The organism is Polaribacter sp. M10, from assembly GCF_054968445.1.
In genome coordinates this window covers 62,787-76,197 of the sequence record NZ_JBSSBG010000010.1, presented here as the reverse complement: position 1 = coordinate 76,197, position 13,411 = coordinate 62,787, and the positions used below count along the sequence as shown (strand labels likewise).

The following is a 13,411-nucleotide window of genomic DNA, read 5'->3' as shown; positions in this document are numbered from 1 at the left end:
TTCTTATCTGGGTTCTAAAATACTATTTTTTATTCTTTTCTCTTTGTTGTGCATCTACACAAGCTAAAGCAGCCATATTTACCATTTCATCTACACTAGAACCCAGTTGTAAAACGTGTACTGCTTTGCTTAAACCTAAAATTACAGGTCCTATAGATTCTGCGCCTTCTACTTGTTTTAATAATTTATAAGTAATATTTGCAGATTCTAAATTAGGGAAAATTAAAATATTAACTTTTTTACCATTTAATTTAGAAAAAGGAAACTCTTTGGCTAACATTTCTGGATTTAATGCAAAATCTGCCTGTATTTCTCCATCAACAACAGCGTTTGGAAAATGACGATGAATATAAGAAACTGCTTCTCTTATTTTTTTAGAAGTTTCTGTATTCGAAGATCCAAAGTTAGAGAAAGACAACATTGCAACATTAGGTTTCATACCAAACATCTTTGCCAAACTCGATGTCATTTGCGATATTTTTACCAAATCTTTTGCACTTGGATTGATATTTATAGTTGTATCTGCCAAAAATATTGGACCTTGTTTGGTAAGCATTAAGTTACAAGCAGCTACTTTAGAAATGCCTTTATCTTTTTCTATAAGCTCTAAAATAGGTCTTACTACAGTTGGGTAAGGTCTTGAATAACCTGTTATTAAAGCGTCTGCTTCGTTTTCGTTTACCATCATTGCTGCAAAATAATTACGCTCTCGCATTAATTTTTTTGCTTCATTTAAAGTTCTACCTTTACGTTGTCTGGTTTTCCAATAAGCTTCTCCAAAACGATTTCTTCTTTCTCTTTCTTCGTCTGTTTTTGGGTCGAATATGGGTACATCACCAGTAAAACCAATTTCTTCTTTTAAGGCAAGAATAACTTCTTTTCTTCCTAATAAAATTGGATCTGCTAATTTTTCTTCGAAAACTCTTTGTGCTGCTTTAAGTACATCTAAATGATCTGCTTCTGCAAAAACAATTCGTTTGCGGTTACTTTTAGCTCTGTTGTGAATTAATCGAATTTCTTTACTACCAGAGCCAGAACGCTCCATTAATTCTTCTCTGTACTTTTCCCAATCTGTAATTGGGGCTAAAGCCACTCCAGAATCCATAGCAGCTTTTGCAATTGCTGGTGGAATTTCATATATTAATCTTGGATCAAAAGGTTTAGGAATAATATATTCTCTACCAAAAGTTAAGCTTACTTCATCATAAACAATATTTACTTGTTCTGGTACAGATTTTTTAGCCAAATCTGCTAAAGCACAAACTGCAGCCATTTTCATTTCTTCATTTATTTTAGTGGCTCTAACATCTAAAGCGCCTCTAAAAATAAACGGAAAACCAAGTACATTATTTACCTGATTAGGATGGTCTGATCTACCAGTTGCCATAATAATATCATCTCTTGTGGCAATGGCTAAATCGTATTCTATTTCTGGTGTAGGGTTTGCCATTGCAAACACAATTGGGTCTTTAGCCATAGATAAAAGCATCTTTGGGCTAACAATATTACCCATAGATAAACCAATAAAAACATCTGCATTTTGCATTGCCTCTTCTAAAGTATTTACATCTTGAGTGGTTGCAAATTCTGCTTTTTGAGATGTTAAATGGTCTCTATCTTTTCTGATAACGCCTTTGCTATCGCACATTAAAATATTTTCTCTTTTTACGCCTAGTTTTAAGTATAAGCGAGTACAAGAAATTGCAGCAGCTCCAGCACCATTAACTACCATTTTAATTTTAGAAATATCTTTTTTTGTTATTTCTATCGCATTTTTTAAGGCAGCAGCAGAAATTATTGCTGTTCCATGTTGGTCATCATGCATTACAGGAATGTCTAATTCCTCTTTTAATCTTCTTTCAATTTCAAAAGCTTCTGGGGCTTTTATATCTTCTAAGTTAATTCCACCAAAAGTTGGTGCAATGGCTTTTACAGTTTCTACAAATTTATCTACATCTGTGGCATCAACTTCAATATCAAAAACATCAATATCAGCAAAAATTTTAAAAAGCAAACCTTTACCTTCCATAACTGGTTTAGAGGCTTCAGGGCCAATATTACCCAAACCTAAAACTGCAGTTCCGTTAGAAATTACAGCAACCAAATTACCTTTAGAGGTGTATTTGTATGCGTTGTTTTTATCTTTTTCGATTTCTAAACAAGGCTCTGCAACACCAGGAGAATAAGCTAAAGTTAAATCATGTTGAGTTGCATATTTTTTGGTTGGAATTACCTCGATTTTACCAGGTTTTGGTTTTGCGTGGTAAAGTAAAGCTTCGTGTCGTTTTCTAGAATCGCTCATGATTTTTTATATTTCTAAGTAGTTCACAAATATAGGCTTTTCATATAAAGAGCAAAGTATTTTTAACTTTTTAGACGATCTAAATTTGTTGTAAATTATTACGTTTTAAGAGCAACTTAACATCAAATTTTATCAATTTAAAAGTACAGGCAACTTTTGGTATTGTTATTCTGTCTTGTTTTTAAGAAATTATTGTATGTTGTTTAAAAATTTTAAAGATTTACTTAGGTCAGAAACTTTAAGTTTGTGAAAATCAACCAAAACTAAACTATGAAAAAAACATTACTACTGCTTGTAGTCTTGGTTTCACCATTGCTAAATGCTCAAATAACGGGTAAAATTACAGATACTAAAAACGAACCGCTTTCTTTTGTAAGTGTGTATTTAGACAACACAGAAAAAGGAACTACTTCTAATGATAATGGTGATTATTTTTTAGAACTAAATAAATTAGGAAAACAGATGCTGGTTTTTCAGTTTTTGGGCTACAAAACGTTAAAAAAAGAAATTAATATTACCGCTTTTCCTTTTGAATTAAATGTGCAGTTACAAGAAGAAAATATTCAGTTAGATGAAATTTCTATATCTACCAAAGATAATCCTGCAAATAGAATTATTAGAAATGCAATTGCAAATAAAGACAAGAATACAAACAAGTATGCCAATTACACTGCTAAATTTTATTCTAGAGGATTAACCAGGATTAAAGATTTACCCAAAAAATTTCTTGGACAAGAAATTGGTGATTTAGGTGGAGGATTAGATTCTACAAGAAGCGGAATTGTCTATTTGTCTGAAACTTTCTCTAATATTTCTTTTCAGAAAAAACCTAAAAAATTTAAAGAAGTAATAACGGCTTCTAAAGTTTCTGGTGAGGATAATGGAGTAAGTTTTAATAGGGCAGAAGAATCTGATATTAATTTATATAACAATAGTATTGAGGTATTTAATAATTTAATTTCGCCAATTTCTACAAATGCTTTTAGTTATTATCGTTATAAATTAGAAGGTACATTTTATGATAAAAATGGCAAACTCATCAACAAAATAAAACTAATACCAAAGCGTAAAAACGATCGTGTTTTTGAAGGTTCTATTTATATTGTAGAAGATGATTGGGCTTTGTATGGCTCAGATTTAAGCACAACTGGTGTGCAAGTAAATTTGCCTTTTGTAAACTCTTTGGGGGTAAAACAAAGTTATAATTATTCTAAAAAAATAGATGCTTGGGTTTTAGCTACACAAACTATTGCTTTTGATATTAAGGTTTTTGGTTTTAAACCTCGAGGAAAGTTTTCTTATGTGTATTCTGATTATAATTTTAATCCTAATTTTAACAAGAATACTTTTACAAATGAAGTTTTATCATTTAAAGAAAATGCTACAAAAAAAGATTCTGTATTCTGGAATACTTTAAGACCTGTACCATTAACTAAAGAAGAAACTCAAGATTACGCTTTAAAAGACAGTATAAAAGTAGTTCGAAAATCTGAAAAGTTTTTAGATTCCTTAGATAATAGATCTAATAAATTTAAATTATTATCTCCAATAACTGGATATAGTTATAGAGATACTTACGAAAAGTGGTCTTTGTCTTTTAGTGGTGTAATAGACGATTTTGGTTTCAACACAGTTCAGGGGTTTAAGACTTCTTTAGGGGCAAGTTATTTTAAAAATTTGAATGATAAAGGAAAATGGTGGAGTGCAGGTTTTGATGTAGAATATGGTTTATCTGATAAAAGAGCTAGACCAACTTTTTATTTTAGTAAAAAATGGAATAATTTTTCTAGACCAAGAATGTACATTACAGGGGGTGTAACAACAGCACAATTTAATAGAAGAAATGCGGTTAAACCATTAGATAATTTTGTGCTATCTTTATTTAGAAGACAAAATGTACTTAAGATTTACGAAAAAGAATTTGCAAGAATTGGTTTTTCCGAAGAAATTAAAAACGGAATATTTTTCTCATCCTCTTTAGAATATGCTAATAGAAAACCGCTTTTTAATACTACAAATTATTCGTTTGTATCCGAAGAAAAATACCAACCTTATACTTCTAACAACCCAATAGAACCAAATAATTTTACAAGTTCTGTTTTTACAGCACATAAAATTGCAACCTTAAATATGGGATTAAGATTTGTCTTTGGTCAAAAATATTTAACCTACCCAGATAGTAAGTTTAATATGGGGAATGAAAAATATCCATCACTAAGTTTAAATTACAGAAAAACATTTGCTGCAGATAATGCTGAGTTCAATTCAGATGTTTTAATTGCTACTTTAAGACAAGATGTAAATACAGGTAATTATGGTGAGTTGTTTTATAAAATTAGAGCAGGTGCTTTCTTAAAAAGGAAAGACATCCCATTTATGGATAATTTACAGGTTGTAGGAAATGAAATGTTTTTTGCAACAGCTACAAACAGACAAAATAATTTTGGGTTGTTAGATTATTATCAATATTATACAAATGATAAATATGCAGAAGCGCATATAGAACATAATTTTAAAGGTGCTATTTTAGGTAGAATTCCGTTAATTAATAAACTAAATTTTCATTTAATTGGTGGTGCAAAAACAATGTTTATGTCTTATACTAAACCTTATTCTGAATATTCAGTTGGGTTAGATAATATTGGTTTTGGTAAGTGGCGTTTGTTGCGAGTATACTATGTAAAATCTGTAAATGGAGCTAATCGAAAAAGTGGATGGTTGTTTGGTTTAAATATGTCTTTCTAATGATTTATCTTTGTTGATTATGAAAATAAAAACACTTTTTTTCGGGATTACATCAGATTTGGTAAATGCTTCTGAACTTCAAATTGAGGTTGATGAAAATTCATCCGTAGAAAAATTTACAACGATTTTAAAGGAAGAGTTTCCTGCTTTAAAAAATATCAGTTCGTATGCAATTGCAGTAAATGAAGAATATGCAGAGAATGAAACTGTTTTAAAATTGGGTGATGTTGTTGCTGTAATTCCGCCAGTAAGTGGAGGTTAAAAGTTGTTTTACCTTAAATATTTTTTATCAACATAAAAAGTTCCAAAAGGGATGATTGAGCAAAGTAAAACAATTCCTAAAGTTTTGCTGCTCCAGTTCATTTCTTTTTTAATTACAATGGCTAAAACAATATACAGCATAAAAAGTAAGCCATGAGGCATCCCTAACATTTTTACATAAGTTTCATCACCCTGAAAATATTTAATAGGTGTTGCAATAAACAATAAAAGTAGGTAAGAGATTCCTTCTAAAAAACTAACAATTCTAAAAAAACTTTTCATTTTGATATTCTAAAAATAATAAAGCACAAAGATACATTATGAATGATTACTTTTGTTAAACTATGCAGAGAACTTCGATAAAAATTACATCAGAAAAACTCGACTTGCAAGAATGTTATCAATTTGTAGAAGATGATTCTTGTGGAGGAATATCAGCATTTGTAGGTACTGTAAGAAATGATACCCAAGGCAAAGAAGTAAAACAGCTCGAATTTTCTACTTACAAACCAATGGCGATTAAAGAAATGCAAAAAATTGCTGATTTAGCTTTAGACCAATTTGATATCAAAAAAATAGCCATTCATCATGCAGAAGGCATGTTGCAAATTGGTGCAATTCCTGTAATTATTACAGTTTCATCTAAACATAGAAAAGCCGCTTTTTTAGCTTGTGAATTTGCTATTGATATTTTAAAAGAAACTGTGCCAATTTGGAAAAAAGAATATTTTTCTGATGGCGAAGTTTGGGTAAATGCGCATCCTTAGTATTCAGTATTCAGTATTCAGTATTCAGTATTCAGTGTTTTGGTGTGAAAAAAAAAGAGCTATTTTTTTTGTTGATTTTCTGCTTTAAATTTATTTTAACCAACAGCCAACAGCCAACATCTAACCCTTAACCGTTTTTCTGCTTTGCAGCCATAAATAAAACTGCAAACCAAATAATAAGGCACCTGCTAATAAATGTATGGCTTGTGTGCCTAATGGAAATTCTGCATAATACATTAAAATACCTGTAATGGTTTCTAAAAAAAGTAAGAAAACAATCCAATTTACAAGTTTGTATCCTAATTTTTTAACTTGATTAATGTAAAACATGCCTAAATTCACTAATAAAATAGCAATGGTAAAAGATCTATGAAAGTAAAATTTAAAACTAGGATTTAGTAAACTGTAGTTCTTGTTTTCGAAACCAAAAAGTTTTACTTGCTCATCAATAAACTGTCTAACTTGGGTTCCCATTGCAATTTGTATCAAAGAAAAAATTACGGAAACAATTAATAATTTATTAAAAGTTGAGTTGTAGTTGTAGGTTTTTTTATCAGAAATAATAAATCTTATTTGCAATAAAAGAGCAATAATTACTAAACCAACAACCATATGAATGGTTATTATTGTTGGAGTTAAATTAGTGTCTACCACAGTTTTTCCAAGCCAGGCTTCAAAAAGCATTAAAAAGAAAGCTGTAAAAGATAGTATTGTAATTGTTTTGTTTTCTTTCCAGAATTTGGTTGCTCCATAAATTAAAAATAGAAATACAAAACCAGCTAAAACAGAAACAAGTCTATTAATATACTCTGTCCAAGTATGGTATTTATTGAATTTGTTGTAATCGTGTTTGGTGTATTTAGCCCAATTGTTGGCATTAAATTCTTGAGTTGTTTTTAAATCGTTTTCTGCAACAAACAAAACTTCGTCTTTAATTATAATAAAGCCTTTTTTATATTCTGTATTCGGTTTCCAGGTAATTTGTTCTTCAGATGTTGGTGGTATGTAATAACCAAAACATTTTGGCCAATCAGGGCAACCCATTCCAGAACCAGTCATTCTAACTACTGAGCCCGCTAAAAAAATAAGATAAAGAGATATAATAGAAATTTGAACAATTTTAGGAAATTTCGTTTTCATCAAAATAAAAAGTTTTTGCAAAAATACGCCAAAAAAAAAGCCGCTTAAAATAAATTAAGCGACTTGTGTCTTATGTAAAAAAATTCTAAATAATATAATTAGATAACTCTAACGTCTACTGCGTTTAAACCTTTTCTACCTTCCTTCAGGTCAAATTCTACTGCATCACCTTCTCTAATTTCGTCAATTAAACCTGATACGTGTACAAAATACTCTGTTTTTGAACCGTCTTCAATTACAAATCCAAATCCTTTAGATTCGTTGAAGAATTTTACTGTTCCGTTTTTCACTTTGATATAAATAAATGTTAATAATACAACAAATATAAGATTATAAGTAGTAGGTTTTACATTTCTTTACTTTAAATAATTATCATGAGCAATTTTTTAATAATCTGGGTTGTGGTACTATTTTTTTTTGATGATAAAACTAAAAACTAGAACCCGTTTTAAGAATGTCAGTAATACTAGGCTTTAGAGCGGTTTTTTATTTTTAAAATATTGATATTCAGAATTTAATGAAATTAAAAAAATCTGCAAAAAATGGTTAAAAATCTGTTTTTGTTAAAAACTTCAAGGGTTTTGTGAATAAGTAGGGCTTTCATTTTTTAGTAAAAAAACCAATCTTTGTACAAGTCGTTCTTAACGATTAAATAACATTCATAAACACTCAAATTTCTCACAATAATGTCTAAACTAGAGCCAATTTTACAACCAAATGATAGCAGATTTGTTATTTTTCCTATTCAACATAACGATTTATGGGAATGGTATAAAAAACAACAAGCTTGTTTTTGGACAGCAGAAGAAATCGATTTACATTCTGATATTGTAGATTGGAATACCAAATTAACAGACGATGAGCGTTATTTTATCAAACATATCTTAGCATTCTTTGCTGCATCAGATGGAATTGTAAATGAAAATTTAGCAGAAAACTTTGTAAACGAAGTACAATATTCTGAAGCTAAATTTTTCTATGGATTTCAAATAATGATGGAAAACATTCACTCAGAAACCTATTCTTTATTAATTGATACTTATGTAAAAGACGAAATAGAAAAAGATCAATTATTTAGAGCTATCGAAGTTTTTCCTGCAATTAAGAAAAAAGCAGATTGGGCTTTAAAATGGATAGAATCAGATTCTTTTGCAGAGCGTTTAATTGCGTTTGCAGCAGTAGAAGGTATTTTCTTTTCTGGGGCATTTTGTTCAATTTTTTGGCTAAAGAAAAGAGGCTTATTACCAGGGTTAACGTTTTCTAACGAGTTAATTTCTAGAGACGAAGGTATGCACTGTGATTTTGCTGTGCATTTACACAATAACCACATGGTTAATAGAGTAGCTCCAGAACGTATTAAAGAAATTATTGTAGATGCTTTAGATATTGAAAGAGAATTTGTAACAGAGTCATTACCAGTAAGTTTAATTGGTATGAATGCACGTTTAATGACACAGTATTTAGAATTTGTAACAGATAGATTGTTATTAGAATTCGGATGCGAAAAAGTGTATGATGCTACAAATCCTTTCGATTTTATGGAAATGATTTCTTTAGAGGGAAAAACAAATTTCTTCGAAAAAAGAGTGTCAGAATATCAAAAAGCAGGTGTTAAATCTGGAGGAACAGGAAGTATAAGTTTTGATTCAGACTTTTAAACTTTAAAAAAATCTTTTCCCCCACTATAATTAACTAAAATATTAAATTAAAAAGAGGCCTTCCAAAATTTGGAGTTTTTGTTGGCTTTAATAACTAGTAACTATATCGTAAATCATTAAATCGTAAATCTAAATTATGTTTGTACTAAAAAGAGATGGCAAAAGAGAGCCAGTAATGTTTGACAAAATCACAGCTAGAGTAAAAAAGATGTGTTATGGATTAAACAAAATTGTTGACCCAGTAAAAGTAGCAATGCGTGTTATAGAAGGTCTTTATGATGGAGTAACAACTTCAGAATTAGATAACTTAGCTGCAGAAACTGCTGCAACAATGACAACTGCTCACCCAGATTATGCAAGATTAGCTGCAAGAATTGCTGTTTCTAACTTACATAAAAACACAAAGAAATCTTTTTCTGATACTATGGATGATTTATATTTCTATGTAAATCCACGTACAGGAAAAAAAGCACCTTTATTAGCTGATGATGTATATCAAATTATTCAAGAAAATAAAGAAAAATTAGATTCTACAATTATCTATAACAGAGATTTTAATTACGATTATTTTGGTTTTAAAACATTAGAGCGTTCTTATTTGTTAAAATTAAATGGCCAAATTGCAGAACGACCACAACACATGTTAATGCGTGTTTCTATTGGTATTCATAAAAACGATATAGACGAAGCCATTGCAACTTACGAGTTAATGAGTAAAAAATATTTTACACATGCAACTCCAACTCTTTTTAATTCAGGTACTCCAAAACCACAAATGTCTTCATGTTTTTTATTGCAAATGCAAGATGATAGTATAGAAGGTATTTACGATACATTAAAACAAACTGCAAAAATTTCGCAATCTGCTGGTGGTATAGGGTTGTCTATACACAATATTAGAGCAACAGGTAGTTATATTGCTGGTACAAATGGTACATCTAATGGTATTGTACCAATGTTACGTGTTTTTAATGATACTGCACGTTATGTAGATCAAGGTGGAGGTAAAAGAAAAGGTTCTTTTGCAATGTATTTAGAACCTTGGCATGCAGATATTTTCGACTTTTTAGATTTAAAGAAAAATCATGGTAAAGAAGAAATGCGTGCAAGAGATTTATTCTATGCCATGTGGATTTCAGATTTATTTATGGAACGTGTTCAAAATGATGCAGACTGGACCTTAATGTGTCCTCATGAATGTCCGCATTTATTTGATACTTATGGCGAAGAATTTGAGCGTTTATATACAAGTTACGAAGCTGCAGGTAAAGGAAGAAAAACCATTAAAGCTCGTGAATTATGGGAGAAAATTTTAGAATCTCAAATTGAGACAGGTACTCCTTATATGTTGTATAAAGATGCAGCTAACAGAAAATCTAATCAGAAAAATTTAGGTACAATTCGTTCATCAAATTTATGTACAGAAATTATGGAGTACACTGCAAAAGACGAAGTTGCTGTATGTAACTTAGCTTCTATTGCATTGCCAATGTTTGTTTCTGAAAGAGAAAATGGCGAAAAATACTTTAATCATAAAAAATTATACGACGTTACTAAAAAAGTTACTCGTAATTTAGATACAGTTATCGATGCAAACTTTTATCCTGTAAAAGAGGCAGAAAACTCGAACTTTAGACACAGACCTGTAGGTTTAGGTATACAAGGTTTAGCAGATACGTTTATCAACCTTCGTTTACCTTTTACTAGTGATGAAGCTAAAAAATTGAATCAAGATATTTTTGAAACCATGTATTATGCTGCTGTAACTTCATCTATGGAAATTGCAAAAGCCAAAGAACCATATTCTACATTTAAAGGTTCTCCAATGTCAGAAGGAGAATTCCAATTTAATATGTGGGGTATTAAAGATGATGAGTTAAGTGGTAATTGGGATTGGGATAAATTGCGTAAAAACGTAATGAAACACGGAGTTAGAAACTCGTTATTAGTTGCACCAATGCCAACAGCATCTACATCACAAATTTTAGGAAATAACGAAGCTTTTGAGCCATATACGTCTAACATTTATACAAGAAGAGTTTTATCTGGTGAGTTTATTGTGGTTAACAAACATTTACTAGAAGATTTAGTAGAATTAGGTTTGTGGGATAATGATATGAAAGAAAGCATTATGCGTGCAAATGGTTCTATACAACATATAGAAGAAATTCCTGCAGAATTAAGAGAATTGTATAAAACAGTTTGGGAAATGAGTATGAAAGATATTATTGATATGGCACGTCATAGAGGTTATTTCATAGATCAATCACAATCTTTAAACTTGTTTATGAAAGACCCAGATTATGGTAAGTTAACATCAATGCATTTCTATGCTTGGAAATCTGGCTTAAAAACAGGAATGTATTATCTAAGAACAAAATCTGCTGTAAACGCAATTCAGTTTACAGTTTCTAAAGAAAAGAAAGTTGAACAAGGTGATAAACCAATGAGTGCAGCAGAATTTAAAGCAATGGTAGATGCATCTAGAAATGCAGATCCAGATGATTGCGAAATGTGTGGTTCTTAGATTTTAATAATTTTTGGAGTATAAATAAAGTAAATTAAAAGAGAAGCAGAAATGCTTCTCTTTTTTGTATTTTCGAAAAATGAAAAAAATAATTTATTTGATTGCTTTTTTTGTTTTCTGTGGATGTAAACATCAGGAAAAAAATCAAAATACAAAAGCAACAGAAAAAGAAAGAAGAGTTGCTTTGAATCAAATAAATTTCGATAATTATGTTTTTAATACTCTAAATCAGAAGAAAGAAAAAATAAAGTTAGAAAACCATAAAAAGTATATTTTAGATTTTTGGTATTTAGAATGTCCACCTTGTGTAAAACAACATCAGGAAATTAAAGAGCATCAAAATTTACTTGCTAAAAATAATATAGAAGTTATTGGAGTTTCTATTGATAGGAACCTTGAAGATTGGATTAGTTATATCAACAAACATCAATATAATTGGAAAAATTATAATCACTTTAATACAGAAAATGAGTTAAAAACGGATTATAAAATCAAACGTTTTCCAACTTATTTATATATAAATGATGAAGGAGTAATTTTGAAGAAGTCTAATTCTTTTCAAAAAATAATTACTTCGCTAGAATTGATAAGTGATAATAAATAAATTAAAATGTAGAACTGTAATTATGCGTTCTGCATTTGTAAATTAAGAAATAAATGAACTGGGATAAACTCCTTTCTTTAAAACGTTTTGGCGATACCGAAAAAAGACCAAGAATAGCACAAGATGAAACACGTTTGGGCTTTGAAGTAGATTTTGATAGAATTATATTTTCATCAGCATTTAGATCTCTGCAAGATAAAACACAAGTAATTCCTTTATCAGAAACCGATTTTGTACACACGCGTTTAACACACAGTTTAGAAGTATCTGTGGTGGGTAGAACTTTGGGTAGAAGAGTGGGTAAAGTGTTGTTAGAACGTCATCCAGATTTGGTAAAATTAGGCTATACGTTTAATGATTTTGGAGCCATTGTAGCAGCAGCATCAGTTACGCATGATATTGGAAATCCGCCTTTTGGGCATTCAGGAGAAAAAGCTATAGGCGAGTATTTTAAAACCGGAAAAGGTGCTAAATATAAAGACCAATTGTCAGCAAAAGAGTATCAAGATTTAATCGATTTTGAAGGTAATGCAAACGGATTTAAAATCCTTACAGAGTCTAGAGAAGGTATTTCTGGTGGTTTGCGTTTAAGTTATGCAACTTTAGGTGCGTTTTTAAAATATCCAAAAGAGAGTTTGCCTAAAAAGCCAACAAATCATATTTCTGATAAAAAATATGGATTTTTTCAATCGGAAAAAGAAGAGTTTTTAGATGTGGTGCAAGAACTAGGGATGAAACCAAAATCATTAGAAAATAATTCGTTTTACAGGCATCCTTTAGCTTATCTAGTAGAAGCAGCAGATGATATTTGTTACACCATTATCGATTTTGAAGATGGTATTAATTTAGGTTTAATTGATGAAGATTATGCTTTAGAATACATGTCTAAATTAATTCACGGAATTAATAGGGATAAATATTATGCCTTAAAACATACCAAAGATAGAACCGCTTATTTAAGAGCAATTGCTATTAATTCTTTGATTGATGAAGCCGTAAACATTTTTTTAAATAATGAAGATGTAATTTTAAATGGTAGTTTCGATAGGTCTTTGTTAGACAAATGCAAGTACGAAGCTCAGATTAACGATATCATTAAAATAAGTATCGATAAAATTTATAAAAGCAAAGAGGTTATAGAAAAAGAAGTTGCAGGCTATAAAATTATAGCAGATTTACTGGATGTTTTTGTATCAGCTTTAAACAATAAATATACAGATAGTCAATCTAATTTTGATAAGCTAGTTTTAAACTTATTACCAGAAGAATATCAAACAGAAACCAATGATTTGTATCAGAGAATTATGCAGGTTTGTAGTTATGTTTCTAGGATGTCTGATAGTTATGCCATAAGAATGCATAAAAAGTTAACAGGAAACATTATTTAGCTGCTACAATTTATTAATG

Annotated in this window: 11 protein-coding genes; 7 read left to right on the top strand and 4 right to left on the bottom strand. The window is 30.1% G+C overall.

Annotated elements, in window-relative coordinates; translation table 11 throughout:
• Positions 1-22: 22 nt before the first annotated feature.
• Entirely contained in the window at positions 23-2,302 is a 2,280-nt protein-coding gene (locus ACWYN7_RS10670; RefSeq protein WP_462859922.1) for an NADP-dependent malic enzyme, read from the bottom strand.
• 270 nt (positions 2,303-2,572) lie between these two features.
• Between ACWYN7_RS10670 and ACWYN7_RS10665 the strand changes: the two genes are divergently transcribed.
• Positions 2,573-5,047, top strand: a complete 2,475-nt coding sequence (locus ACWYN7_RS10665; protein ID WP_462859920.1) for a DUF5686 and carboxypeptidase regulatory-like domain-containing protein — start codon at positions 2,573-2,575, stop codon at positions 5,045-5,047.
• Positions 5,048-5,066: 19 nt separating this feature from the next.
• Positions 5,067-5,309 (top strand): MoaD/ThiS family protein, encoded by a 243-nt coding sequence (locus ACWYN7_RS10660; protein WP_462859919.1) that lies wholly within the window; start codon positions 5,067-5,069, stop codon positions 5,307-5,309.
• Positions 5,310-5,317: 8 nt separating this feature from the next.
• Here ACWYN7_RS10660 and ACWYN7_RS10655 read toward each other — a convergent pair whose 3' ends face one another.
• Positions 5,318-5,590, bottom strand: coding sequence for a DUF3817 domain-containing protein (locus ACWYN7_RS10655; RefSeq protein WP_462859918.1), 273 nt, complete (start codon positions 5,588-5,590; stop codon positions 5,318-5,320).
• 62 nt (positions 5,591-5,652) lie between these two features.
• On the opposite strand from ACWYN7_RS10655, the gene ACWYN7_RS10650 reads away from it, so the two are divergent.
• On the top strand, positions 5,653-6,075 hold the full coding sequence (locus ACWYN7_RS10650) for a molybdenum cofactor biosynthesis protein MoaE (RefSeq protein WP_462859917.1): 423 nt from the start codon (positions 5,653-5,655) through the stop codon (positions 6,073-6,075).
• Between the two features lie 120 nt (positions 6,076-6,195).
• On the opposite strand, the gene ACWYN7_RS10645 is transcribed toward ACWYN7_RS10650, so the two are convergent.
• Together ACWYN7_RS10645 and ACWYN7_RS10640 are read right to left on the bottom strand one after the other, a co-directional pair.
• Positions 6,196-7,215, bottom strand: a complete 1,020-nt coding sequence (locus tag ACWYN7_RS10645) for a COX15/CtaA family protein (RefSeq protein ID WP_462859915.1) — start codon at positions 7,213-7,215, stop codon at positions 6,196-6,198.
• A gap of 98 nt (positions 7,216-7,313) precedes the next feature.
• The gene (locus ACWYN7_RS10640) at positions 7,314-7,505 is read right to left on the bottom strand and encodes a cold-shock protein (RefSeq protein ID WP_015481089.1); all 192 of its coding nucleotides are present in this window, start codon (positions 7,503-7,505) and stop codon (positions 7,314-7,316) included.
• Positions 7,506-7,901: 396 nt separating this feature from the next.
• On the opposite strand from ACWYN7_RS10640, the gene ACWYN7_RS10635 reads away from it, so the two are divergent.
• The 4 genes from ACWYN7_RS10635 to ACWYN7_RS10620 all read left to right on the top strand — a co-directional run bounded on the left by ACWYN7_RS10635 (position 7,902) and on the right by ACWYN7_RS10620 (position 13,392).
• A complete protein-coding gene (locus tag ACWYN7_RS10635; protein ID WP_462859914.1) occupies positions 7,902-8,873 on the top strand; it encodes a ribonucleotide-diphosphate reductase subunit beta in 972 nt (323 codons plus the stop codon).
• Between the two features lie 136 nt (positions 8,874-9,009).
• The gene (locus ACWYN7_RS10630) at positions 9,010-11,400 is read left to right on the top strand and encodes a ribonucleoside-diphosphate reductase subunit alpha (RefSeq protein ID WP_462859913.1); all 2,391 of its coding nucleotides are present in this window, start codon (positions 9,010-9,012) and stop codon (positions 11,398-11,400) included.
• Positions 11,401-11,479: 79 nt separating this feature from the next.
• Entirely contained in the window at positions 11,480-12,004 is a 525-nt protein-coding gene (locus ACWYN7_RS10625; RefSeq protein WP_462859912.1) for a TlpA family protein disulfide reductase, read from the top strand.
• Positions 12,005-12,057: 53 nt separating this feature from the next.
• Entirely contained in the window at positions 12,058-13,392 is a 1,335-nt protein-coding gene (locus ACWYN7_RS10620; protein ID WP_462859911.1) for a deoxyguanosinetriphosphate triphosphohydrolase, read from the top strand.
• Positions 13,393-13,411 lie beyond the last annotated feature (19 nt).